This is a genomic window from Nodosilinea sp. LEGE 07298, from assembly GCF_015207265.1.
Classification (GTDB): domain Bacteria; phylum Cyanobacteriota; class Cyanobacteriia; order Phormidesmidales; family Phormidesmidaceae; genus Nodosilinea.
Map to the genome: position 1 here is coordinate 18,454 of NZ_JADEXE010000012.1, position 25,762 is coordinate 44,215.

21 protein-coding genes are annotated in these 25,762 nt (G+C 54.3%); 7 read left to right on the forward strand and 14 right to left on the reverse strand.

From position 1 onward, the window contains the following. Nucleotides 1-27: 27 nt before the first annotated feature. Together IQ273_RS03050 and IQ273_RS03055 are read right to left on the reverse strand one after the other, a co-directional pair. Nucleotides 28-2,262 (reverse strand): ATP-dependent RecD-like DNA helicase, encoded by a 2,235-nt coding sequence (locus IQ273_RS03050; protein WP_194021703.1) that lies wholly within the window; start codon nucleotides 2,260-2,262, stop codon nucleotides 28-30. A 128-nt stretch (nucleotides 2,263-2,390) separates the two neighbouring features. After that, nucleotides 2,391-3,059, reverse strand: coding sequence for a calcium-binding protein (locus IQ273_RS03055; protein ID WP_194021704.1), 669 nt, complete (start codon nucleotides 3,057-3,059; stop codon nucleotides 2,391-2,393). Nucleotides 3,060-3,236: 177 nt separating this feature from the next. Between IQ273_RS03055 and IQ273_RS03060 the strand changes: the two genes are divergently transcribed. From IQ273_RS03060 to IQ273_RS03085, 6 genes are all read left to right on the forward strand, one after another. Next, entirely contained in the window at nucleotides 3,237-5,117 is a 1,881-nt protein-coding gene (locus IQ273_RS03060; RefSeq protein ID WP_194021705.1) for a hypothetical protein, read from the forward strand. Nucleotides 5,118-5,417: 300 nt separating this feature from the next. Beyond that, a complete protein-coding gene (locus IQ273_RS03065; RefSeq protein WP_194021706.1) occupies nucleotides 5,418-7,127 on the forward strand; it encodes an ATP-dependent endonuclease in 1,710 nt (569 codons plus the stop codon). Nucleotides 7,128-7,215: 88 nt separating this feature from the next. Then, nucleotides 7,216-7,737, forward strand: coding sequence for a DUF6933 domain-containing protein (locus IQ273_RS03070; protein ID WP_194021707.1), 522 nt, complete (start codon nucleotides 7,216-7,218; stop codon nucleotides 7,735-7,737). Nucleotides 7,738-7,742: 5 nt separating this feature from the next. Beyond that, nucleotides 7,743-9,419, forward strand: a complete 1,677-nt coding sequence (locus tag IQ273_RS03075; protein WP_194021708.1) for a DNA repair helicase XPB — start codon at nucleotides 7,743-7,745, stop codon at nucleotides 9,417-9,419. A gap of 399 nt (nucleotides 9,420-9,818) precedes the next feature. Then, nucleotides 9,819-11,126 (forward strand): NF041680 family putative transposase, encoded by a 1,308-nt coding sequence (locus IQ273_RS03080; protein ID WP_194021709.1) that lies wholly within the window; start codon nucleotides 9,819-9,821, stop codon nucleotides 11,124-11,126. A 148-nt stretch (nucleotides 11,127-11,274) separates the two neighbouring features. Continuing rightward, nucleotides 11,275-12,027, forward strand: coding sequence for an IS1 family transposase (locus IQ273_RS03085; RefSeq protein ID WP_194021730.1), 753 nt, complete (start codon nucleotides 11,275-11,277; stop codon nucleotides 12,025-12,027). A gap of 45 nt (nucleotides 12,028-12,072) precedes the next feature. Here the strand turns inward: IQ273_RS03085 and IQ273_RS03090 are convergent, their stop codons facing one another. The 10 genes from IQ273_RS03090 to IQ273_RS03135 form a co-directional block, all read right to left on the reverse strand. Beyond that, entirely contained in the window at nucleotides 12,073-12,606 is a 534-nt protein-coding gene (locus IQ273_RS03090) for a hypothetical protein (protein WP_194021710.1), read from the reverse strand. A 25-nt stretch (nucleotides 12,607-12,631) separates the two neighbouring features. Continuing rightward, nucleotides 12,632-13,027 carry a type II toxin-antitoxin system VapC family toxin gene (locus tag IQ273_RS03095; protein WP_194021711.1) on the reverse strand — a complete coding sequence of 132 codons (396 nt, stop codon included), beginning with the start codon at nucleotides 13,025-13,027 and terminating at the stop codon, nucleotides 12,632-12,634. A 1-nt stretch (nucleotide 13,028) separates the two neighbouring features. Beyond that, nucleotides 13,029-13,265: a DUF2281 domain-containing protein gene (locus IQ273_RS03100; protein ID WP_194021712.1), complete on the reverse strand. Its 237-nt coding sequence runs from the start codon at nucleotides 13,263-13,265 to the stop codon at nucleotides 13,029-13,031. Nucleotides 13,266-13,472: 207 nt separating this feature from the next. Continuing rightward, nucleotides 13,473-13,970, reverse strand: a complete 498-nt coding sequence (locus IQ273_RS03105) for a hypothetical protein (protein ID WP_194021713.1) — start codon at nucleotides 13,968-13,970, stop codon at nucleotides 13,473-13,475. Between the two features lie 113 nt (nucleotides 13,971-14,083). Next, on the reverse strand, nucleotides 14,084-14,413 hold the full coding sequence (locus IQ273_RS03110) for a helix-turn-helix domain-containing protein (RefSeq protein WP_194021714.1): 330 nt from the start codon (nucleotides 14,411-14,413) through the stop codon (nucleotides 14,084-14,086). Next, nucleotides 14,410-14,910, reverse strand: a complete 501-nt coding sequence (locus IQ273_RS03115) for a hypothetical protein (RefSeq protein WP_194021715.1) — start codon at nucleotides 14,908-14,910, stop codon at nucleotides 14,410-14,412. The genes IQ273_RS03110 and IQ273_RS03115 overlap by 4 nt, the downstream gene beginning before the upstream one ends. 66 nt (nucleotides 14,911-14,976) lie before the next feature. After that, on the reverse strand, nucleotides 14,977-16,245 hold the full coding sequence (locus IQ273_RS03120; RefSeq protein ID WP_194021716.1) for a hypothetical protein: 1,269 nt from the start codon (nucleotides 16,243-16,245) through the stop codon (nucleotides 14,977-14,979). Nucleotides 16,246-16,286: 41 nt separating this feature from the next. Continuing rightward, the gene (locus IQ273_RS03125) at nucleotides 16,287-16,490 is read right to left on the reverse strand and encodes a hypothetical protein (RefSeq protein ID WP_194021717.1); all 204 of its coding nucleotides are present in this window, start codon (nucleotides 16,488-16,490) and stop codon (nucleotides 16,287-16,289) included. A 68-nt stretch (nucleotides 16,491-16,558) separates the two neighbouring features. Beyond that, on the reverse strand, nucleotides 16,559-17,407 hold the full coding sequence (locus IQ273_RS03130) for a DUF5895 domain-containing protein (RefSeq protein WP_194021718.1): 849 nt from the start codon (nucleotides 17,405-17,407) through the stop codon (nucleotides 16,559-16,561). Nucleotides 17,408-17,482: 75 nt separating this feature from the next. Next, nucleotides 17,483-17,824: a hypothetical protein gene (locus IQ273_RS03135; protein ID WP_194021719.1), complete on the reverse strand. Its 342-nt coding sequence runs from the start codon at nucleotides 17,822-17,824 to the stop codon at nucleotides 17,483-17,485. Between the two features lie 273 nt (nucleotides 17,825-18,097). On the opposite strand from IQ273_RS03135, the gene IQ273_RS03140 reads away from it, so the two are divergent. Continuing rightward, nucleotides 18,098-18,382, forward strand: a complete 285-nt coding sequence (locus tag IQ273_RS03140) for a hypothetical protein (RefSeq protein ID WP_228052262.1) — start codon at nucleotides 18,098-18,100, stop codon at nucleotides 18,380-18,382. A gap of 269 nt (nucleotides 18,383-18,651) precedes the next feature. On the opposite strand, the gene IQ273_RS03145 is transcribed toward IQ273_RS03140, so the two are convergent. After that, nucleotides 18,652-22,536, reverse strand: coding sequence for a helicase (locus IQ273_RS03145; protein ID WP_194021720.1), 3,885 nt, complete (start codon nucleotides 22,534-22,536; stop codon nucleotides 18,652-18,654). Then, on the reverse strand, nucleotides 22,536-25,736 hold the full coding sequence (locus IQ273_RS03150; RefSeq protein WP_194021721.1) for a hypothetical protein: 3,201 nt from the start codon (nucleotides 25,734-25,736) through the stop codon (nucleotides 22,536-22,538). The genes IQ273_RS03145 and IQ273_RS03150 overlap by 1 nt, the downstream gene beginning before the upstream one ends. Nucleotides 25,737-25,762 lie beyond the last annotated feature (26 nt).

The following is a 25,762-nucleotide window of genomic DNA, read 5'->3' on the forward strand; positions in this document are numbered from 1 at the left end:
TGAAGACCTCCTGAAAGCGCAGTTTGGCTATTTCGAACTGAGGCCATGTATGGAAAACACAGGCTGACTTACCTGGCCTGCTAACCGCTGACTGAGCAGGGTGTATCGTTCCTGTGCCTTTACCTGTCGTACTGCCAGGCCAATCGCCTTCTTTGGCCCTACCAGAATGGCCAACTGCTTGGCGCGGGTCAGCCCGGTATAGAGCAGATTACGGCTCAGCATCAAGTAATGCTGCATGTAGATTGGCAGAATCACCACCGGATATTCTGACCCCTGGCTTTTATGAATCGTCACCGCCCAGGCCAGGGTAATTTCATTCAGGTCCGCCCGATCATAGGTGACGCTGCGCGCCTCAAACTGAACGGTCACCTCCTGCTCCTCTAAGTCGATGGCGGTAATGGTTCCCAGATCGCCATTAAACACATCCCGGTTGTAGTCATTCACCTGCTGAATGACCCGGTCACCGACCCGTAGCGTCAGCCCGCCCCGGTTGATTTCAGCTTTGTCTGGTCCAGGGGGATTGAGCACCCCCTGCAGCACCTGGTTCAGGTTGCGTGTGCCCACGGCACCGCGGGTCATGGGGCAGAGCATCTGGATATCTCTGACCGGGTCAAAGCCCAGGTTGGGAATCAGATTTCGAAGGATATCCTGGATGCCCTGTACCCCATCCTCGGGTTCTGGTGCCCCCAGCCACAGGCAATCGGTGACTGGGGAAGCTGACACCGATTCTAGGGCCGGATATTGCCCCTGGTTAATGGCATGGGCATTCTGCACGATGCGACTGGCCTGGGCCTGGCGAAACACCTGGGTGAGTCGGATGACCGGCACCTGTTTGGAGGCCATTAGATCCCCCAACACGTTGCCCGCCCCCACACTGGGGAGTTGGTCGATATCGCCCACCAGCAAGAGCTGAGCCGTAGGAGGAATGGCCTTGAATAGGGAGTGGGCCAAAAACAAATCCAGCATTGAGGCTTCGTCCACCACCACCGCGTCCACCGGCAGCGGATTTTCGGTATCCCGTTTGAACCGCATCGTACTTGGGTCAAACTCCAACAGCCGATGAATGGTTTTTGCCTCTTTGCCCGTGATCTCACTCAGGCGCTGGGCCGCCCGTCCGGTAGGGGAGGCCAGGGCCATTGACTTCCCCATGGCCTGCCATAGGGCCACGATGGTGCGGGTGGTAAAGGTTTTGCCAGTCCCCGGCCCCCCGGTGAGAATGCAAACCCGCTGGCTGCTGGCCAGGGCCACCGCCTGCCGTTGTTCCTCCGAGAGGGGCAGGCCCGTGGCGGCGATAAATCGATCGATCCAGCGTTTGACCCGGGGACTGTCGACCTCAAGCGGTTCCCCTAACAGGGTCTGCACCCGCGCCGCCAGGTGTCGTTCCGCCTGGTAAAACGCGGGTGCGTAGCAGACCAGACTGTCGTCCTGAGCCTGGGTGACTAACTCTCCGGTCTGGGCCATGTCTGCAATCAGGGTGGTGAGCACCTGCGGGTCGGGATGGTGATCCTCCAGCGTGAGACATTTGACCCCTTGGCTCACCAAGTCTTCCTGGGGTAGAAAGCAATGGCCCTCCTCAGCCGCTCCATTTAGGACATGCACCAGACCACTGCGGTACCGAAAGGGTGACCCCGGCGCAATGCCAAGGTTTCGAGCAATGGTGTCTGCTGTGATGAAGCCAATACCATAGACATCCTGAGCCAGTTGATAGGGATTGCGGCTAACAATCTCGATCGCATCTTCTCCGTATTGTTTGAAGATTTTGACGGCATAGGTGGTGGATACGCCATGGCCCTGGAGAAAGAGCATCACCTCTTTGATCACCTTCTGGGTTTCCCAGGCGGTTTGAATTAGCTTTACCCGCTTGCGGGCAATACCGGGCACTTCCTGCAGGCGTTCGATGTCATGTTCAATAATGTCGAGGGTGTCTAAGCCAAAGTGGGCCACAATTCGTTTGGCGGTGACCGAACCCACACCTTTAATTAGACCGCTGCCCAGATACTTTTCGAGGCCCGTCAGGGTGGCGGGTTTGGTCTCGCGATACTTAAAGACCTGGAATTGTTCGCCGTATTTGGGATGATTCCGCCACTGCCCCGTCAAGTGCAGGGTTTGCCCCGGTTGAATGTTGGCAAAGCTGCCCGTTACGGTGACCGGTTCTGAGGTGCGCGGCACCTTGAAGCGCGCAATGGTGTAGCCAGACTCTGCCGCGTGGAACGTTAATCGCTCCACCACACCCTGTAAATATTCGGCCGGCTGTTCACCCATGGCCCTGACCGCCAGACTAAAGGCTGATACTAACGTTCTATTGTAATCAGTGGCTTCTCTCTAGTCATCCGCAAATTTGTGCTCAAGGCCAGGCTCATGTCACCGAGGCGACGATGGATGATCGCCAATTACCGATTGGCAAACCAAACAACATAATCCTTGACGGGCTGGTAATTAGCAGATTTCAAATTCGTGACTTCTAAGTCACATAGCGGGAGGTGATAAATTCGACCGTCACGTTTAACCCCAACCAGAATGCCGTACAAATCATCGACGCTGAGCATCCCTTGCGCCATGACCTTCTGGCCCACTTGCAAAGATCCTCGTTCTTGAACCTCTGCGATTTCCGCCTCAAAGGGAAAGCTTAGGCAGGTCTGCAGATGATTCTCCCAGGCGTGCCACATCGCAGTCTCATTATTCGAATCAACGCTGGCCAGTACTTGCCGGATACCAACTCCTTCTGGCCCGAGGTGGTCGAAGGCATGTTTGTCTTGCAACTGCTCGTAGACTCTGGCGACTTCCGCCGGAGTGTCTCGTGCCTCCGCCGGTTCAACCTCAGTCATCTCTAGATAAAGTTGCTCCCAGCCAAAGCCTTGCTCTTCGCATTGGGTGATGAAGTTACTAGGCATTTTCTTGAGCGTTTGGCTATCCCAATCGATGCAGACCAGATTGTCATCGGCTTGAATCTCGGAGATGCGGCCCTGCCAGCCGCCAATATCAATGCCAAAGTCAGGGTCGGTGACCTGGGCTTTGACGACAACTGAATCGCCGATTTTGAACGGAGCAAGTTTTATCATGGGGTAAACTCACCCTAAGCTCAGAAGGGTATCTGGCTTTCGATCATAGCGGTATTATGAGGCCGTGGCGCGGGTGAGGAATCGTCTGGATTCACGCTACCCCCCCAACCTGTAGCTATTGTTCACGATTGGCGACCTGCTGAAACACGATACACAACGTCTTGATCATTCTGGCCCATGGCAACCTCCACCCCCACTTACCTCAAAACCGTTAAGGAAGGCTTGAACTTCCACACTGTAGATGAGATCAAGAAGCTGCTGGGTCTACTGCCAATTCAAGACAAGCCGACCCGGAAAGCGGAACTTGTGGACGCCGTAGCCAATTACCTGTTGGGTCCTGGCTTGAAAATCCAGTGGCAAGACCTGGACGAACTGCAACAGGCGGCCGTGGCTGAAGCCCTTTATCGCACCGGAGGTCGCCACCAGGCGGAGCAATTTAAGGCCAAATATGGGGCATTGCCCCAGTGGCACGATCGCAGTTCCATGTATAGCTACAAGCGACCAGCGGCCAAGCTTGACCTGTTTTTCTACCCCACCGGCAACTATGCGGTCTCGAATTTGTTGCCCGAAGATCTGCGACTCAAGCTCAGTGCCTTTGTCCCTGAGCCCAAGGCCCTCACTCTGCCCAGCGCTGAACAACCGCCCCAAACCTTTCGAGTTGAACGTCGGTCCTTCGATTATGAAAAGCGTCAGTCTGTAGAGACGGCGGAAGAGGTGCCGGTGGTGTGCTGTCCCATGGAGCAAGTGGCTCAGCAAGACCTGCTGGCGGTGCTGCGGCTGATTCACCTGGGTAAAGTGAGCGTCAGCGACAAAACCCTGATGCCCAGCAAGGCTACGCTAAACACCATTGCCCCCCTCCTGCAGGGCGGCGACTACTACAGCGAAGCCGATGAACCCGACAACCATGGCCCCATTGGCCATGACCCGATTGGCACCATCAAGCCCTTTGCCTGGGCGATGCTGGTGCAGGGGGGCGGACTGGCCAGCCTAGATGGCAAGAAGCTGCAGCTGACCAAGGCAGGCCAAAAGGCGATGGGGGCTGCCCCGGCGAAAACCATTCAGGCGATCTGGAAGAAGTGGCTCAAAACCACCTTTTTAGATGAGCTGCGTCGGGTGGAGTCGATTAAAGGTCAAACCGGAAAGGCCAAGCGCAGCTTGACGGCGGTCAGCGGTCGCCGGGCTCAGATTGTAGAGGCGCTGGGGCATTGTCCGGTGGGAGAATGGGTGACCTATGATGACCTCAAGCGCCACATGATTGGCAGTGGCCAGACCTTCGAGGTCAGCCGTAACCCCGAGAATCTTTACATTAGCGAGCCTGGCTATGGCTACCTGTATGAGGCCGGAGGCTCCTGGAGCATTCTGCAAGATGCCTATATGAGGTGTTTTCTGTTTGAATATGCCGCTACCCTGGGGCTGCTGGATGTGGCTTATATCACGCCCTACGATGCCCCCCGAGGCGACTTTGATAGCTTCTGGGGTGCCGATGACCTCTCGTTTTTGAGTCGCTACGATGGCTTGCTGGCATTCCGGCTCACCCCTCTGGGAGCCTTTTGTTTTGGGCTGAGCGATGCCTACACCGCCGCGCCTATTACCACTGAAAGTACCCTGCGGGTGTTGCCCAATCTCGACGTGGTGATGACCGGAGCGCCTCTCAACCCGGCAGAACTCTTGATGATGGAGACCTTTACCCGGCAAACAGGGGATGCGGTCTGGAAGCTGGACCGAGAAGTGGCCCTGAAAGCGGCTGAGGCGGGGCATTCGCTGCAGGAGTTTTACGACTTTTTAACCCAGGTCAGTGCTGAGGCTCTGCCCAAGACCGTCGAGCAGTTTTTTGCCGACTGCCGCAGCCGTTCCCAGAGTCTGCAAGATCAGGGGATGGCCCGACTGATTGAATGCGCCGATGCGACTTTGGCGGCACAGATTGCCCACGACTCGCGCACGAAGAAATATTGTCAGTTGGCAGGGGAGCGGCATTTGGTGGTGTTGTTAGATCAGGAGACTCGGTTTCGGAATGGGTTGCGCAAGCTGGGGTATAGTTTGCCGATGAGTAAGGGTTAGGGATAGTGCGGTGCATGATGCTTTAGGCCCCATGACTCTCTCAACTATGCCAACAACTTCTCCGGTCTTGGTCGGGTAGGCGGCTCAGTAAGAAGGGGTGAACTCTGTAGCAAAAACCACATAATAGTTTATGGACACTAGACCTGAAAAGATGGAGAAAGTTTCTCGCGATCTTGCTGATTTAGGTAGATAGGCAGAAGGTTTCTCGCTATCTACCCTGTCAAGGTTAATATAAATTAACTCTCTAATAAGATTGTTATGTGCCGAAGCTATCCCGATGTATGGAGAGAAATCTCATAGATGAAGATACGTATACAGAAGTTCAAAAAAATTGATGATGTTGAAGTTGAGTTGTCATCAATTAACATTTTTATTGGGACAAACAATTCCGGGAAAAGCAGCTTTATACAAGGAATCCAATTCGCAACCTCTGCCTGTCAGACACTTGATTTGCTAGGTGCAAACTGGGTAAAAGGTAAATCCAAAACCCTTGCATTAGACTCAAAAGATTTCCTGTATACGCCGACTAATGATATTTCTTATTTATATCATGGAAAGCGTCTATCGGGTTCAAGACGAAAAGAAGATCGAAATTGGATCGAGTTTACCTTGAATAATGGCAACGAATCAAAACTTAGAATATCTCGAGGTAAAAATGGTGGGTTTACAACTCTATTGGAGGGCAAGGCCTTAGGAGACGAATTGTGTTCAATAGAAAATCCATATTGCGTATATGTGCCAGGGATTGCAGGAATTCCAGTTCTAGAAAAATACGAGGTACCAATAGCAGTTAAAAAATCCGCAACAAGAGGGGATTCAAATAATTACTTAAGAAATATTCTGTACACAATAAACAGTGATGAAAATAAGTGGTCATCATTTCTTCAGTCGGTCAACTCTGTTTATAGTGATGTCGATTTATCCGTAGACTTTGATGAGCATGCTTCCGAATACATTTATGTGTATGTATCTTCAAGTGGTATCAGATTACCTCTTGATTCGGTTGGCACCGGATTACTCCAAGTAATACAGATATTTGCTTATATTGAATATTTTTCACCAAAGATTGTACTTCTAGATGAGCCAGATTCGCATATTCATCCTACCAAGCAGAAAGAACTAGCTAATGAATTGGTGAAGAGATTGGCGAACAACCCAGAGTTGAAGGTGGTGTTTTCCACGCACTCTCGCTACATATTAGAAGCCTTAGAAAATGAAGCGAAAGTGGTTCATTTTCAATCAGGAAATGCGTTGGATGATGTAAAAGGTAGCAATATCCTGCTCGACATAGGAGCCGCTGATGCAGATTATCTCTTTTCTAAGAAAAATTTGAAATACGTTATTGTTACCGAAGATAAAGTAGACAATATTTCAGAGAAAAAAGAGTTTATAAAAAAGTTTTTAATAGCCAATGGCCTCCCTGAGGATGAGTTTGTTCTTCATTCCTACGAAGGTTGCACAAAAGTGGAGTTCGCTAAGATTCTTCAGGGATTTGTAAGAAAACAAATTCCTACAGCAAAAGTTATTCTCCATATCGATAGAGATCAGAAAGTCGAAGGAGACCGTGAATTAGAGAAATTAAAAGAAGATTGTCAGAATAGAGGTATATTGCTATTTGTAACAAGATTCCAAGAAATTGAGTCCTATTTTTGCACGCCACAAAATATCCAAAAAGTATACGGAATCACTGTTGAACAGGCTAAGGGAGAGTATGACAGGATAGTCGCTTCGCTAGAAGAAGAGACACGACGAAAATTGACAAATTTTATCTTACGAGATCGCCCAGAATTAGGTAAAAATAAAGAAGGCAAAATAGATATTGCCCAGGCTAACAGTATTGTAGACGAGTGGTATGCGAAATATGGGACAGAGCTAACCCCTGGAAAGGAGATGCTTGGGGCAGTTAAGAAGTTTGCTCAAGAGATACTAAAGGACGACCCGAATAAGATAGTAGGCTACTCAGACGGCCTAGCATCTGAAGATTTTCAAGCGTTATTTTATGCTCAATAAGCACCTAACGAGGCGCTGCTACGGAAAATTTACTCGCTAGCGCTCCTAAATCTCCGCAGAGCGCGGCGTTAGGCGTCACCGAAAAATTATGCCCAGTATCAAGTGCACAGCGAAACTGGCTAGACGAGCCGGTCTCAGCCTTCCCCCTCCAAGCGAAGATACGTCTGATGACTGGCACGCCAACGTTTTCACATTTGATCGTCGTTTTTATGTCATCTTCTGCGAAGATCGATCGAGACTGACTTGCCTCGCAGGACCAGTTCAAAAAGCTGACCTTCAGGATTTGGCTCAAGTCCTTAGAAATGCCCTTATGGCCGTTTTGAGTCATGAAGGTTTCAGTGAAACATCTATCCAATACGCACTGTCGAAAATCGAAGATATGTCTATGGCCAAAACTAACAATCGATCCGTTCTAGGCACCATGAACGACAACATCTTTCATATTGAGACCTATGCTTATCAGGCAGGCGGCGTAGAAAGTATTGGTCTGGCGAATCTCGCCGCCACCGTAAACCACATGCCAATGAGCCCCCTGAAATGGAAGTACGCCATTGAAGAGTATCGCCGGAGCATCATTCACAGCGCCGCCGACACCCAACTCCCATCTTGAGCCTGATGACCTATTCCCCCGACAATGCGCTGATCATCCAGAGCGATCGCACCGTTCTGCTCGACGTCCACGCCCCCAAAGCCGAGGCGGCCCAGGCGGCGATCGCGCCCTTTGCGGAGCTGGTCAAAAGCCCCGAACACATCCACACCTACCGCCTCAGTCCTCTCAGCATTTGGAATGCCCGCGCCGCCGGAATGCCCGTTGCCGATATGGTGGCGGCCCTTCAGGACCATGCCAAATACCCCATGCCCGAGTCGGTGGCCCAGGAACTGGAAGCCCTCGGTCAACGGTATGGCCTGACCACCCTGAAAGCGGGAACGGGTGGAGATTTGCTGTTACAGGTCGCCGATCAACCCCTGGCAGAACTGCTGCAGCGCCAGGAGCAGGTGGGGCCACTGCTGGGAGAGCGGTTGTCGCCCACCACCTTTGCGATCGCCCTAGGCTATCGCGGCGTTCTCAAGCAGGCGCTGCTGACCGCAGGCTATCCGGCAGAAGATCTGGCCGGTTATCTGACGGGGGATGCGTTGCCCCTAGACCTCCTATCGACCACTCGCAGCGGCGAACCCTTTCACCTGCGGCCCTACCAGAAAACGGCGGCAGATCTGTTTTACCAGGCCGGGCATGCCAGGGGTGGCAGCGGGGTGATCGTCCTCCCCTGTGGTGCGGGTAAAACCATGGTGGGCATGGCGGCGATGGCGGTGATCCAGCAAAAGACGCTGATCCTCACCAGCAGCCTCACCTCCGTCCACCAGTGGCAACGGGAACTGGTGGATAAAACCACCCTAACCGCCGACCAGATTGCCAAGTATAGCGGTCAACAAAAAGCCACTGGGCCAGTTACCCTGGCCACCTACCAAATCCTCACCTATCGGGCCAGTCAAGACGACGACTTTCTGCATCTGGGGTTGTTTGATCAGCAATCCTGGGGGTTGATTATCTACGACGAAGTTCACCTCCTGCCCGCGCCTGTCTTTCGCATCACCGCCCAACTCCAGGCCCGTCGTCGCCTGGGCCTAACGGCTACCCTAATTCGCGAAGATGGCCGAGAAGGGGATGTGTTCACCCTGATTGGCCCCAAACGCTACGACGTGCCCTGGCGTGAATTAGAGGGGCAGGGGTTTATTGCCGCCGCCGACTGTACAGAAATTCGCATTCCCCAAACCAAGGAACGGCAGATGGAATACGCCACGGCGGGACGACGGTACCAGTTTCGCATCGCCGCCGAAAATCCCCTCAAGTTAGACGTGGTGCAAGCCGTGCTGGAACAAGAAGCTGGCCACCGAATTTTAATTATTGGTGAATACCTGGATCAGCTCCAGGCCATCGCCCAGCGGGTAGACTTTCCCCTGATTACCGGCAAGACCAGTCAGCCAGAGCGCGATCGCCTCTATGCCAGTTTTCGCAATGGCGAGATTTCCGGCCTCATCCTCTCGCGAGTCGGCAACTTTGCCCTCGACCTGCCCGACGCCGATGTGTTGATTCAGGTCTCTGGTAAATACGGTTCTCGCCAAGAAGAAGCTCAGCGGTTAGGTCGGGTGCTGCGGCCCAAGTCGGATGGCCGCAGCGCTCAGTTTTATACGCTGGTGTCGCAGCGCACCTGTGAGGAGGAGTTTGCCCAGCATCGCCAGTTGTTTTTAACAGAACAGGGCTATCGTTATCACATTCAGTTTTGGGAGGTTTAGCCGCGTTAAGGGCTGCCCAGGGGGCCACCGACTCATCGGTGCCACTGCGGGCCAGCAGTTGGATGTGTGCAAATTTAGGGCCAGACTGTCAATCTGAGTCGCCCGGTTCGCCTGAACTGCCCCTTGGAATGTCCCAGTTTTTTTCTATTGAACGATGGGTGATAGGTTAAGCTCAGCGCTGATTTGTCAAGAGATGTTCGAGAGGATGCCCAAGTAGGGGCTGAGGTGAGGTTTTTCGGGGGTTTACGGAGAGCTTTAATGACGCAGAGGTTAAAGTTTTGGTAGTGCATTAGTGTACCTGGAGTTTAGACTAAGCCCACAGAAAAAAGCGGCCTGAGCCAGGCTCAGGCAGCTTTTTAGCCGAAGCTGAGAAAGCACAACCAATCTCAGTGATGGCCTATGACCTACAATAGCTTGTACGGATTCCGACACCGCGCCCATCAGTATCTGGGCCGGGCTCACGACGCGACCTTTGAGCTGGTCGATGCGGTACTGACGACCCGTCATCTCTATAGCTTTGCGGAACTTTCGCAGTCGCCTCTGTTTCGACGGCAGTGGTCGAGTGCCTATGAAGCGCTCCAAGATAGTCGCCCTCAACGGCAGCGGTTGAGGCGACTGTATCTAGAGCAAATTCCAAACAAGGGTCCCATTGTTCTAGCAGGAGACCATACCGGGTGGCCCCGCCCGGAGGCCAAGCGGTTGCGGGAACGCACCCATGAGCATCAGGCCAAGAGCGGCGGGAACCTGGGACCGGTAAGTCTCGGGCAAGGGTATAGCACCGTGGCCTGGATTCCTGAAACCGAGGGCAGTTGGGCGCTGCCCTTACGCCATGAGCGCATCACGAGTTGGGAGAGCCCGATTAGCTTAGCCGCCTTTCAACTCAGACAAGTGTGCCAACACTTACCCCATCGACCCTTGAGCCTGTGGGATAGCGAATATGGCTGTGCCAGCTTTGTGCTGAAAACAGCGGACATCCAGGCTGACAAGCTGATGCGCCTGCGCTCTAATCGCAATCTCTGGGGGGCACCGCCCCCCTATTCAGGTCACGGACGGCCCCGAGTCCATGGCGACTGTTTCAAGCTCAATGACCCAGCGACCTGGCGAGAGGCCGACGCTGGGCTAACCGTCGTGCATCCGACACTGGGGTCGGTGCGGGTGCGCAGCTGGCACCCGATGCATTTTCGCCAGGCAGCGAAGCATCCGATGACCCTAATTCAGGTGCAACGGCTTGACGAGGACGGACAGCCCCGCTCGACTCGGCCGTTGTGGTTAGTCTGGGTTGGCGACACGATGCCCGACCTTGAGCACCTGTGGCAACGCTACCTCAGGCGCTTTGCCCTAGAGCACTGGTATCGATTCCTGAAGCAGCGCCTCCACTGGACGGTGCCCAAACTCGGTGAACCCAAAGCTGCCGAGCGCTGGAGCGATCTGATGCCCTTGGCGACCTGGCAACTCTGGCTCGCCCGAGACCTCGTACAGGATTCCCCTCTGCCCTGGCAGAAAACCCTGCCTCTCCTCACCCCCGGACGGGTCGCTGATTCCATTGCCACACTTTTAGCCCGTTTGGGGACACCGACCACTCCCCCCAAACCCCGAGGTAAGTCTCCGGGCTGGCCCAAAGGCCAAAAGCGTAACCGCAAACCTCGCTATCCCACCGTCAGAAAACGCGCGAGTCGTCCTAAAAAAACCTCAAAAACCGTCGCTTAGCTCTCGGACCATCCTCGAGTAGTCGATATTTCTCCCCTCTGACGGCAGGGGGAAATTCGCTTTAGTCTAAACTCCAAAGTGTACGGGACGGAGGAAAATCAGGCTACGCCATCGCGATGAAAAGGAAGCCAGTCCCATGACGATTGAGATGACCTGTCCCACCTGTGGGTCTCACGATATCTCCAAGAACGGCACCACCCACCGAGGGAAACAAAACTACAAGTGTCGGGACTGTGAGCGTCAATTCGTCGACAATCCGCAATGGCAACCGAAGCCGAAGGAGACGAAGACACTCGTGAATCGGCTGTTACACGAGAAGATTCCACTGGCGGGCATTGCCCGGGCCGCTAGGGTGTCACAGAGTTGGCTACAAGCCCATGCCAATGCCGTCTATGCAGCGGTTCCTCAAACGGCGGAGGTGTTACCCAAACCCGAAGGTTCCTTGAGGGTGCAGATGGATGAACTGTGGTCATTTGTGGGTCACAAAGGGAATAAACAATGGGTCTGGTTAGCGATGGATGCCGAGACCCGCGAAATCCTTGGGTGTCATATCGGGGATCGTTCTCGGGAATCGGCCATGGCGCTCTGGCAGTCTATTCCAGCAGTCTATCGACAATGCGCCAAGGTCTATACCGACTTCTGGGAAGCCTACGTCACGGTCATTCCGAGTAAACAGCATGAGGCCGTGGGCAAAGACAGCGGCTTGACCAGTTATATCGAGCGCCTGAACAACACGCTGAGGCAGCGGGTTTCCCGACTGGTGAGGAAGACCCTGTCGTTCTCCAAGAAGATCGAGAATCACAGCGGAGCCATCTGGCTGTTCATCCATGACTACAATCGCCAAATCAGACAGAAGCTGGCAGAGCAAGGTCATCCCGTTTTTTCTTCTGCCCTGCACTAAAATGCACTACCAAAGTTTTGTGGGGCAACCAAATAGGCCACGGGGTCAGTGGCTAAGCCCCGATTGTACGCTTGCCTGGGGAACTGCAAATAGCTCCTGCTTGAGCACCTGAGCATAGATGCTGTCTCTGGTGCTTTCCGCGATCGCCTTCCAATCCTCTTGGGAGAGCACCTTGCCAAAAACTGCTCGAATCTCGGTGTGAACCGTCTCGGTCATCTCCCATTCCCCCTGCGGTTTCGAGAGCTTCGCTTCCAGCAGCGCCATCAAAGTTTCCTGAATATCAGCTTCGGGCTGATGAAGCCGCGCCATAACCAACTCCTGGCCCTTGACTTCAGCCGCCTCTGTCCCAATACCCAGATCCCACTCAGTCACCAGCTGCTGCCATGCTTGCATCACCATGGAACGCAGCTCGGTAAAGTGGCTGTAACCCTTGGGGTTAGCCATCACTGCCCCCAAGTGGGAACCCCAGCCGTATCCTGCCAGCGCCTCACAATCCACCGACTCTTCCCGACGAGCCGACGCTTCAAACCAGGCGTCATCGTCCAGTAAATCCATGACATTGAAGTCATCCTGCATCATCATTCGTTCCTCGAATCGACGGTACTCAAGGCATGTCAGGGTAGGTCAGAAGGTTAAGGGCTCGAATAAATCGAAAGTCGCGCTGATTCTTGCTGAGGAGAGGAATTTGGTTCTCGATCGCCGTAGCAGCAACCAAGGAATCAGCAATTAACAGGCCATGGCTGAGGAAATAGTCTTGCAGTAGTTGGGTGGCACGTTCGCTGACCTGGCTTGTGAGAGTCAGCACCTGGAACTGAGCCAGGAATCGGGTCAAAGCCTGTAGTTCGGCTTTATTACGACATCCAACTGTCAGTTCCATAACGGTAATCGTAGAGACCGCCAGGATGGATGTCTGGCTTTCATAGGCGAGGCGGGGCTTAGCGATCGCGTCGTTGTTGGCGACATCGATGAGGATGTCAGTATCTACCAGGAGTTGAGCCATATCAACTGCGCCAGTGCTGTTGCCGCACTTGCCGCACCCAGGTCGTGCTGTCTTGCATCTCAGGGCGATCGCTCCACATACCTACAAACGGCTCATTGTCCAAGTCAAGGGGCTTAGGAGAAGGGCTCGCAGAGGCGGAATAGCGTTGCTTAAGGAACGCCACGAAATCGACTACAAGCTGCTGAGCGGTAGTCGGCAAGGTGGAAATATCGTCTCTTAGTTGTTCAAACTCAGGCATGGGTGTTTCTCTGGATCAAGCGGTGGTTAAGACGAAGCCAATTTCAGGATGGGCTGAACCTGTTGTCTAATTTCTCCCCAGTAATGGAGGCGATGTTCCCAGTAGAGGTTTTGGGCTGCAAGAGCATGACGGGTAGTCAGTTGTCTCTTAAGCGCCGCAAAGGACTACCTCTATTGAATCTCAATTCCACAGGATTAGCGGCCAAGCTCATCGAGACATCTTGAGCTGGACAGGCTCCTCAGACAGATCAAACATCACCTCAAAGACCCCCTGCGGAATATGTCGCCGCATGGCCCTGAGGTGGTCATCCGCATCCTGCCGGTTCCGAAAGCGAGTAATGACCGATCGCTGCACGGCGTCTCGAATCATCACGATCGCCCAGGGCCGACAATCAGGATGCAGCTCGGCGTCTGAGGCTAGAACCTGTCGCCAGGACAGCCGCTCTGGAGCCAGCACCGACTGGACAATTTCGGTGATTTGCTGTCTCACCGGACTCTCATCGATGGGATGCAGCACCCAGCCACTAATAGGGACGGGCTGAAAGCTGAGCCGGTAGCTTTGAGCATCCGTGGCCGTAATCGCCCAAATGGGCTGCTTGGGCTGTTTGCGTGTGCGAAAGCCAACTTGATGAAGGGCGCTCTGAATGCGCTGAATCTCGGCGGCGACTCGGTGACCTTCTGGGCCAGTCTGACATGGTTGAAGCATGATGTAAAACCTCGATGGCATGGGCGTTGAGGTGAGCGATTCAGGATCATTCGCTCACCCTACGTAGAGGATTTTTGAAAAGACAGATCCAATGGATCTTGAAAAAGGCAGACTTATATGCTGGTTCCACCAGGGTGTTCTGGTTCTGAACTCGACAGATCTGGGCACAGCAGTTGCAGCAGGTCAGTCGGCATCGTCTCGAAGTGCTCCAGCAGGAAGTCCATTAGCGCTAGATGCCACAGATCACTCGCCTGGGGCGAGCGATACTCCGGGCCTTGCTTAAACCAGCGTCGTACTGTGACCGGAGAGCGCGAGCAAATAGCCGCAATGACTTCGTAGCTAACGCCCCATTTGCTGTAGAACGCCCTGGGCGAGAGGCCCAAGCGGCACTGGGTGTAAAGCTGAATCAATTCCAATTCCCGATCAGTCAAGGGGCGAGTCATGGCATTGTCTCCAGGTCATCTTCCCAGGCGCTATCGGCCAGTACCTGTCCGGTGGGATCACTCAGCCAAACCAGGTAGTTCCAGGCCCAGCAGCCCCGGTGATGAGCATAGGCAAAGTAGCGACCGATGACGGTGCCGGTCGTCAGGGTATCGGCAGTCCAGCGAACAGGGTCGCCGTACAGAAACACCGGCAACGGCGCTGCCTCAGGGAAATTGACCGGTAGACACCGCATGGGATGGCGAACCCGGATTTTGATCGGGGGCAGATCAAGGCTCTCTCCAGAACGCAGGGCATGGAGATAGGTCGCAAGCAGCTTGCCAGAGAGCGATCGCGCCAATTGATGAATCAGCAACGCCGCCAGCGCTTCGGCTTCCTCCACACTCAGATGCATCCAGGCGGCATCAAAGTAGGTATCGGAGAAGTTGCCCAGGCGATCAATCAACGCAGAAACGTTAAAGTCTCGGGTAGGGGCGGCTTCAATCGGTGTAGATGACATAGAACATCTCCAAAAGAAAAGCCCCCGATGGGTGTCATCAGGGGCGGTGGCAAAGATTGAACGGGTTTACAGAAGCGAAAGCTGGAGGGATTCTCCGAACTTCAGCTCAATGGTGTCGCCGGTTAAGGCATACCAGCGTTCGCGAAACTTACTCAGGTTGCGGCACTTGTCCTCGGCCTGGTGAATGGTGGCAACAAAGAACTCTTCCCAGGCGGGATACTGCTTCTCAATGCGCTTGTGGACGTAGAAACGTTGACCGTGCTGCTCAATTACGGGTTTGCCGTAGCGCTGAGCCAGTTCGCTCAGGCAGGAGTCGATGTAGGTGTGGTCGCCCGTTGTCACCACACAGTTGTAGCGATCGGCATCGACGCGAAACTTCCCCGGCTTGTCTTTGACCGGCAGCTGTCGGTAAATCCGGTAGACGTGATACAGCGCCCAGGTTTCTTGGGCCAGCCGTTGTTCGTAGCGCTTCAGGACGGCCTGGAGGTTATTGCGAACCACTAGGTCGTAGGCGGTTCCCGAGGAAAACAGATGCATCCGGGGATTGTGGGCCAGGGCATTTTGCTCCATCAGCAGGGCTTGAGCGGCGGCTTCAGGGTCTCGCTGAAACCGCTCGACCGCCGTGCCACAGTCCTGAAACGGGCAAAAGCTACAGGCGGATTTTGCGAACCAGATGCCCCACTGGCGGTAAAGATACTGAAGGCAATCGTCTCGGCTCCAGCCCCATTCCACCAGGGGATAGATGTAGTCAAAGCCCCGGCAGCTATAGCCATCTGACTTGGCCACGCGCTTCGACTCTTCGCAGTTGTAGCCCAGATAGGGGCCAAAAGCATCGTCGATGTGATCAGCTAACCAGGCATCGAGCACTTCCCCTTTCCACCGCTGGGCGCAGATGTGGGGCCGTCCCAATCGCGGCACTGTGCCGGAGAGCAGCAGGTTTTGACTCAGCTTGAAATAACCCTCAATATGCAGCGTCTCCGGCGTTCGGGTGTCAGAGAGAACTACGTAACCGTCGCGCTTGCTGGCAGAGGCTTTGGCCACCTGCACCACGCGAACCCGGTGCTGTCGCAGCAGAGGAAACAGGTACGTTTCACAGAGGGTTTGGGTGTAGGGCATCTCATCACCCGTTTGGGCTGTGAGCACCACCAGGTCTGAGAGATTGGCGCACGGTCGATGCTCCGGCTCCAGCAGCCAGCGCAGCAGAATCGCGGTGCTCTCCACCCCCATGCCCCAGTTCAGGATATGGAGGTAGCGGCGAAGCACCAGTTGCTTGAACAAAAACAGCCCTGGCTCAAGAACAAACGCCAGGGCATACCAGGTTTTGGGGGATAGCATGATTGACCCCGAATGAAGAGTCGTGAGGGGAGTTATGGATACTAGGCGACGCGGTCTTGCTGTTCGTTCAGTTGTAGAAACCCAGGGCCATTGCCCTCGGCATCACACTGGGCAATAACGTAGAAAACGCGGGATTCGTCGGTCTTGGTGATGATCAGGTAAGGGTAGCCATCCTGGCTCAGGGCCGCGTGGCGCACCTGACCACCAATCAGAGCTTTGAGGTCGTCTTCGTAGGGCAGTGGCATGGTGAAGTCCTCTGAGGGGGATTAAGAAAACAGCCCGAAGAAAGGTCTCCGGGCTGTGAACATCAGTTCTAGAAGTCGTCGTAGCCAAAGGCGGGTTCATCCGATGGGCTTTGGGCAGGAGTGGTCATCGCGCCCTTGCCGAAATCAGCCCAGGACTCGAAGTCACGCAAGATGCGCTCTTTGATCGCCTCGTCGTAGCCCACAAAATAGGACTTCCAATTCTCGGCGGTAGGCTGCCCGTAACCCGCTACGGAACAGACCCAGGACTTTTTCTCCTTGCCCTTGAGTGCTGGCTCCACGCGCACCGCCAGCACCGAAAGCGCCATGAAGCGATCGCCCCGTGGCCGCTTCGCTCCCGTCGCCGCTCCGTAAGCCTTGCTCATATCGCTGTGGAACGCCCGCACGGTATCGCCAAAGCTACCGCAGAAGGAACCCTTTGTGGTCAGCATCAGCGGGGAGTCGTGCATCAGCTGCTTATCTTTGGTGATCAGGTAGACCAGATAGCGCTGCTTCAGCAAGTGGATGGTGCGGTCGTAGGTGGACTTTTGAAAGTCACTGATGAACTCGCCGCTTTCGCGGTTATACATCAGCAGCTTGGACTTGCCCAGAATCAGCAGTCGGGCCAGCAAAGAGCGATAGCCTTCAGCGGTTTCTCCCCGCTGAAAGGTGGCGGTGTGCAGCGACCAGTCTTCGTTAGGGACAAAGAAAGAGGCCTCCATATTCTCAGCGGTGATGAAGAAGCCTGCCTGGTTGGGGTCTTGATAATTCAGCATTTGCAGGTAGGGCAAGGATTCGCGCCCTTCCTCGTAGTCAGCGGTATCAAACTCGTCGTGCTGGGGCACAGGAGCCAGCGTTTCAGCAGCGTGGGGATTGTGGCCGTTTTGAGCAGCGGCGGTCACGGTCGTTGACGTAGTCATGGGAAGTCTCCTTGGAAAAATGAAGTGAAGGGGGCAAAGCCCTAGCTCTACCCCGGTAAATAGGAATGAATCGGTCTAGAACTCGTTGTCGCAGATGCAAGGCTTGGGACCGTCCACATAGCCAAAGGCGAAGTGCTGCCTGGGTGTGTAGTGGATGAGCCGCCCGATTGGGTCTTTGGGCAACTCTTTGAGCTTGGCGACATAGCCTTCCAGATAAGCGTCGTGGGCATATTCCGGCAGGCGACCCATGGCAGCATCGGTGCTGCCATCGAGGTAGCGCTCGGCGTAGGCGGCCTCGGCCTGCTCGGCCTGCTCGGTTTGGATAGAATCAGTGAATGCAGGTAACACGGTCATTTCTCCCAAAATGAAAGTGAATCCGGCAGTGCCCCGGTGGTCGTTGGTAGCGCTCCGGGGCATCACCGTATGCAAGTGAAAGTTGGACTTGGTCAGTTTTCAGTCGTGGGGGACATCGGAATCAGCTCCGGCGGCTGCGGTATCAGCAGGTTCCCCGTACTTTGTGGCTCCGGCGTCCTGTTCAATTCCCTTCCTCTTTTATTATATCCCGTGTATACGCGGGATATAGATTCTAGGAAGGGGGTTTTACAGGATTTTCGATGAGAGTTTCTGATCGATTTCAGGAAAAAATTGGCAAAGCGATAAGCCCCACTGATCGATAGCGGAGGAAGCCTGATGCCTCGTATACTCGGGGTGAATTCAACCCCCCAACTGTGGAGTTTTTCGGTCATGAGTGATGAGGCTCCCCGCAGAGATTATTTGACTCGCTTCCAGCAGCAGGGCGAGGTGGCCATGGCGGAGCGGCCCCTCTGTGTCAGGTTGCCGGAGGATATTGACAGGCTGATGCGGGAGAAGGAGAACCGGACGGCGTGGTTGCGCGATGCCATTATGGAAAAGCTCTGGCGCGAAGGAGCCCTGCCAGAGCAGTATCAGGGGTTGATGGATGCAGACGCGGATTAATAGGAGTGCCCGATGGCGGTGCAAGGGAGGCGATTCAGGCAATGCTCCAGCAGATGCATGTTTGCGGATTTGCTGAAATCTTTGAATGGACTGACTTCATGCCAACTCCTACGCCTGAAAGGCCGCTGCAATGTCAACCGGGCGAATTGATGAGGATGCTGGTGAAATATTTCTCTAAACCTCACGTCAAGTAGGTAAGAGACTGTCACTCTGTGGCGATATTCCCAAGCCAACAAAACTGCATGAAAGGCATGAATTATCCCAATTCTCTAGCCAGCTTCATCGTTGTCTTCTAGCAGGATTGTGTTTAGCAAGTTAAGCTCGCTGGATGCCATGAAATATCGGTTGTCAAATACGGTTTCTAGCTGGCTGATAGTTCGTTGACCAACAACAGCTGCCCAGGGGAACTCTTGATAAATAGGCAAAACTGGCATAACCAGTCCCTGGGATGTCAATGCAGTTCCTAGGGCATCGCGCCAGGTCACTGGGTCTTCTAGTAGTTTTTTCCTGCCACCATCTTCGGGCTGTGCTTTCCAGAAATGGGGATAGTCTAGCGGTAGAGCAACCACAATGTTATCGGTCTTAGTGTCTTGTAAGGTCGAGTATTCTCTGACCGGTGTTTTTTTCTCTCGAATGAGCAGTCGGTGAAGCTCTTTGGCAGGTTGCCGCAGCTTAGGTGGAAAGCTAATGTTGTCAGCAATAGAGTTTAGCAGCCCCAGCAAACTGAGGCTGCCCTGATCAACATCGGTACGCCAGGTCTCGAAACTAAATCTCTCTTCGGATGTTCTCCCGCGCCAGTCTTCTATCCAGAAGGGGCCGACACAGGTCAGCTCCTGGGGAATGGTTAAGCTTTCATCGGTAAGCGCTCCTAGTAATCGACTGGTGGGGCGTGAGATAGTTTTGGCCAGGGCTTCAATGGCGGTGTAGTCCACATAGGAGGCTATGCCTACCTCTGGAGAAAATCCCTTTAGGTTAAAGTGGGCAAAAAGCCCTTCCACCAGCTGCTGGGCTTTTCTTACCAAGGCTTTATCGTCTTGGGTGTGGTCATCGCACAGAAACACCTGAGCCTCCCGCAGAAAGTCTCGGAGGTCATCAGACATAAGGCTGAGCAATTCTTCATCGCCGACAAACCCCACTGGCACAAAGGCAATGCGCTGTCGCTGAAGCCCGGCGTCTCCTTTGATGCGGGTATGGATGGTGGAGCGTAGCATCAACAGCAGTGTCAGTAGGTCAGTTGACTGCCGTAGCCAACGGCGATCGCGGTCTTCGGAGCCGTCTACAATTATGAAGTCGTTGATGAGCATCACCAGACGGCGGGCCTTATGGTCGCCTGATACCTTTTTGCCTGTTACGGCATCGGTGTATAAGCCACGACCTCGATAGACGAGTTGGGCTACCTCCATAAGGGCCGCTTCGATGTTGAATCGGGGAATGGAGGCAATGATCCAATCAGTTTTTGGGAAAGAGACTCCCCTAGCCCCGGAGGATGTCATTAGAAAGACACGGACTTGGTCGCGCTGAGGCTCTTGAACCAACTTGAGGCGCTGGTCTTCTCGCACGCTTTGATCCAAGATTTTTACATCATCGGGGGTGAGCGGCGGCGCTTCGCCTGCCGTTAGGTTTTGCCGCAGTTGTCTCAAGAAGGCTTTATCTTGGGCAAAAAAGATAATTTGTTCAGCCCCCTGATTCAGCGCAGCTTCGATTTCGATCTGAGCATTTCTGAGCAACTCATCGGCAGACTGCTCGCGCACGGCCTGGCGGATGAACTGAGGCTGCCCATCACTGGTAAGGCCTGGGGTAATAGACGCTAACCGAATGCTGTAGTTGATATCGAGGGTAGACGCCGGATAACTGTTGGTCATAATGTGCAGGGTGGGATGCAGACCTGACCCAACTTTCAGGGTTGTGCCGGTGACACGAAACGCACTGCTGCCAGCGGTTGGGCTAATCAACACCTTATCCGGGGCACGGTCGCCAGAGTTTAGATAGCTGTTGAGCACCACTTCGTTACTTAACGAAGCATCCGAAATGATCAGCACTACCCGAAAGGGACAGTGCTCTCCTTCAAAGGGTTCGATGAACTGCTGGGTGAGCCATTCTGCTAGCCCATGGCAGAAGAGCGCCCCAGCCCCATCACCGGCTACCTCATCGACCATGGCGATAACAGTCGGAATGTTTTTGGCAAAGTTTCGCCGCTCCTGCTTGCCTGCGGTGGTGTTGGCTTTTTTGGTAAACAACTGGCTGAGGGCGTCGATGGTTGTCTGGTTCCTGAGGGAGCGATACCCCTGGATGGCAGCGGTCAGCACCAGCCGGTTGACCTTGGGATTTACATCGAGCAACTTGCGGGCCGCGATCGCGAGTGTCCTCAAAACCCCTGGGCGCGTTTTTGACTGCATGCTGTCTTCTCGCTCGGTGCGAGCACGCTTATACCGCCTTGAGGCGACAATTTCGGTGTCAATCTCCTGCTCTTCCTGGGGCGTGACAAATAAGGTGTTGCAGACGGGATGCTTTAGTTCAGCGACGCCGTCTGCAACGACAGCGCTGTCAATTTGCAGTTTTTTGCTACCTGGAGTGTAAATCTTTTGCTCGTACCACGGAGCCGCTGAGCTGATCAGCCTTGCGTTTGAGGTTAGGGTTAAAATGCCGCTCGGCTGGCCCTCGTCATTGTGGGCGAGTTTGGCGGTCACATCACGGTTGATGACGACTCGGGGGCTGACATAGAGAAAGCAATAGCCTTCATTTTGCTGGGCTAAAAATTGGGTGACCGCAGTGGTCTTGCCGATACCTGGATTCCCCTCTAGCGCAATCACATTCAGCCTGCCCGGTTGCGCTGCTGTAAGTCCGGCTACCACCGCAGCGGCGTGGGCATCTCTGAGGGTAACCTCACCGGTTGAAGACAGACGCTGTTTGAGCGCGGTGGTAATGGCCGGTTGGGGGGCACCGTCGAAAAAATCCTCCAGGGCCTCTGTGGACTCCAGGGAAGAGAGAGCATCCTCTACCGATAGCGCCTGCATCGGGGTATAGAAGTCTTTGACCGTTTCTGAAAGAGACAGGTGCAGCGAACTGCCTAGGTCGGGGACGTCACCGATGGTTTTGGCGTGTTTTCTAAAGTCTGACGGGAGCGATCGCACCAGCTTATTGAACACAATCCGAATTTCTTTATCCAGATCATCACGGGCACCATCCTTTAGTTTGTGGGCCTTGCGGTAAGCTTCCCCTAGGGATGCCATAAGCTGAATGCGAGGATCGCTCCCCTGGACACCGTCGTCAAACTCGGCGGTTACGCTTTCTAGCCCGTTGGAGGTAACGGCGATCGCGCTAGCTCGACACCCTTTGGTTAGACGTTCCTGCTTTACTAACAGGTTGACCAGCCGTTCGGTGTAGGAGGAAGCCTGGCAGAGTTTGAAGAGAGGCTTATCGCTGCCGCTAAAGGCCACCAGGTGCCCCGACAGCTGTTGGCTGATCTCTAGCCCACTGCCTTCAACCTCGGCACAGACTCGGGCGAATACGCCACGCGACTCAATGTAGCGAGCATAGCGGCGAACTTCGTTACAGTGGGGCTCCTCGGTTCTAAAATCTGCCAGCTTAGGGGGCGCGTTGTAAGAAAACTCAAGACAAAGGATGACATTCTCGGGTCGCTTACTTCTGCGTCGATTTGAGGCCTCAGCAGCCTTTAACCACAGCAAAAAATCGGCTCGGCCAGGTTGACCACGCTGTAGTAACGCAATATCGGCGGGGCCAGGTAGCTTAAATGCCTGCTTAAAGGCAAAGGCAGTTTTCTCAATCTCTTCGTCGTAGGATTCTTCAACCCCAGGCAGCGACAGAGGAGCCCAGATAGCCTCGATTTGGTAATGTTTGGGGGCATTGCGCTTTAGGTATTCACGCATGGTGCTCCACCCCAGCCCATAGCCATAGACCAACAGATGCCGAATGTTGGACTCTACCCACTCTCTAACATTTTGGTCGGTGATGTGGAGATCCCGGACAACACCCTGGGTCACATCTGCAACCTTATACTCTCGCCATCCTTCTAGGGATGGATGCCCTAAGGACAGCAGATCTTGCTGGACTAGGTAGGCAATTACGCCGCGCTGAACTGCGATCTCGAACACGCGGCCCCAGGTCGAGGCCTGCAACAGAAAGTCAGTTTCCATTACGGTTGCCTCCGATGCAGGGTCTGCGACACATGGGTTAGGAGGGCGGGGTAGCTGAGATGAACTAGGCCTCGGCGGCGGGAGTGCAAAATCTCGACTTCTCCGGCAGCTTCCCGAGTCGCGGGGGAGATCCATCGAAAGGGATCTAACACTGGGATGAGCTGTCCACCTTTTACCCCTCGCTCAGCTTCAATAAAGTGCAACCCCCGCAGTACCGCTGTGAGACAGGGATGGATGGGGGAATCGCCCTCTGGGTCAAGCAGATGCTGGCGGGCACGCTCTGTCCAGGTAATGTTACTCACCCGCTGGTCAGACACCAAGAAGTACACACAGAAGCCCGACTGGGGCCGTTTTTCTTCATCGATAACGTGCAGCGTGGCAAAGGTGTAGACCGGAATGATGTCTCGCACCCGATCCATGGCGGGATTGCGGAGAAAGTTGACGTGGTCTCCAGCTTTCAAAATTTCAAAGGCGGCTTCCTCGCGACCCCGCTTGCGCAGGCGGGTAGCGGGAAAAACATCTCGCAGTAGGGGGTAAAGGGTCAGGTCTGGAAACGACTGAAAGACCTCTTCGAGAAAAGTGACTGGGGTCAAAGGCGAGTTGTGGTCGGCAATGCGGTTGAGATGACGCCCCCCATAGGCATGGGACAGCAAAATGATGTGCTTGCAGCCGAGCTGCCGAAGATGCCCGATTTCTTCTCGAACGATGCGCTGGTTCTGCATCTCCTCTTCGGATCTGACAATGTCAGATTGGGTGCGCTCTGGCTTTAGCTCGTACCCGGAAAAGGGTTGGGCGATCGCTGAGGCAACATAGCTCTGGGTAAAGAATAGGTGACTTCTGTTGTCGCCGTTTAGGGTGGGGGCTTCGTCGCAGGGGCGCGTAGAGTAGGAGATCAGACCGATTTTCTCGACCTGGGGTTGAGATGGGGTAGTCAGTGCCAGGGGAAAAGCGCTGACCAGGGCATCAAACGCGCCAGACTTAACATACCGTGCTGAATCAGAGGCCAAGTTATCTAGGGTAATTCCCTGCATGCGGACTGGGCCATCTTGGGCCAGTAGTGCCTCTATGGACTGGGCAGCTCCATAGACGTAGGCTTCGCCTTCGCTGTCGCTGTTTTTGCCAGTCTGCTGAAGGCGCAACATTAGGGTTGTAAAGTCTGTCGGCGACTCAGCTGCACCCTCGCGCAATCGCTGAATGATGCGCCATAGGCAGCAGTAAATTAATAGAGGAAAGGCAGCGATCGCGGCAGCATGCCACTGTTGGGTATCGGCTTGTCCTTTTTGCTTTCCCTCTCGACGGGCTAGGGTGCGCAACTCATACTCCACTAGCACTGCCGACGACAGCGCCCATGCATTAGCTTTCTGAGCCTCTTTAGTGGGTTGATAGAACGGGTTTTGACTGGATGGGTATTTACCCGACTCGCAAGGTACCCAGACGACCTGAAGTAGCTGCCCCGGAAACAAGCGCTGGGCCTGCATGACTTGGGGGTCTCCGCCCTTGGGTACCAGGTTGTGCTCTGTCAGTTCGGTGGTGACTTTGAGAGAAAACAGCAGTTGAGGCACATCGGGAGTATCAGAAATTTCGATGTGGTTAAACCACTCCACTGACTCCTGGTTCTGATTTGAGGCACTCACCAACAGGTCTTTAACCCCTCGTTCAGCCCCTTCCATCCGGCTCCAGGCGACAACGCCCTGTTTCACGCAAATAAATTGCTGCGCTGTGCGGCGCTGGGCCTGGGCCACAATCTTATTACCCTTGTCTTGCAGCAACTTAACCAGCGCCCGTGAAACGGCCTGTATGGCTCCAGTGCGATCGCTAAGGTCTTGAATCAAAGCTTGAATACCGGATCTGCCTTCAGCCATTAAGGTCGCCAGGCGTGTCTGGAGAGTCTGGGTAATTGTTGTCGCCGAAATCTCCTGAGCTTCTCCAGAGAGTTTAGGGATGACGGCATCCAGCACAATTAGCTCAGCCAGGCGTCGGCACAGGCTGTAGGGCGACACGCTAAGCGGGTCTTCCGCCAGAAGAGTTTCGCTGATAAAGTCTAGGCGAGCATCAAAGGCCAGTTTCCCTTTTTCAGGATTATTGCCATTGATGCGGAAGCGATAGCTGACTCCTCGCTGCACACCATAGCTGTCTTTACTGCTGACCTTCTCCTCAAAAATTTGAGTTTTCCATTCGGGCCATACTGCTAGGCATGTGTAGAAGGTGGCTTGGTTTAGGTAGGTGGCCAGGTCAAACTCAGCATTCTGACCGTAATGGGCGGTCAGGTCAACAGATAGGCCATCCGCTTTGACCGTTTCCACCAGCGCTAGAGCCCTGTCAATATACTCCACCAGGTATTGATTATCGCGCTGGGTACTGCTGCGTGCCTGCTCGGCAATGGTCTCCATGATTCTGAAGGTGACGTTTAGCCGCACGCGGGACAGCGCTGCGTCGTCTAGAAAATTGAGGAATCGCGTAATTTGGCTATCGGCGCGATCGCGTTCAGCCTCCAGGCTGTCGATGGCATCGCCGATATCATCTTCGTCAAAACCGCGCTGCTCAAGGCGAGATGCGATCGCTTCTTTCATGCGGCCAAAGCAGTTATCGGCCTCGACCTGTTCGACCGCCACCAAAACCTTGGCGACTGCCGCAGAACGGTTGCGATCGCTGGAGTCAAACGCCAGGGGCTGAAGATTAGCCTGGTAAACCTGATTTTTGAAAATGGCTCCTACAGAGGAGGCCAGGGTTTGAAGCTGCTGGGCCGGGCGATCTAGCAACAGCTTGGGCAGGTCAGACTCATCGGGTAGAGCAGCGTCCAGAGCCTGATCGATAGCCGCGATCATTTTGTCGAGGTGCCCCGGTAGCTTGGCTGGGTTGCCCTCGGGCAGCTCTCCGCCCAGCTTGGCCCTGAGGCCAAAGGGAGGCGCATTGAAATCTTGGACAAAACCGCCTGTATCCGAGGGCTTGAAGGCGTCTTTGAACTTGGGGTGGGAGAAAAGCCTAAGCAAGACCGCTGAGGTACAAACCCGCAGACGGGTCTTGTTTGTTGCTGGGTCGGCGCTGAAGAGAAACAGCGATCGCTTTCTAGGGTCGGAATCCTGAGATGGATCCTGTTCGGTAACAATTGAATCGGCCAGCAGCTCTAGGAGCTTAGCCAGATCGACAGATGGGCGAGCTGAAGGTGCCTGAATCTTGGCACCCCGATCTTGGGTAGTCATATTGGGTGGTCCTCCTTATCTCGGTC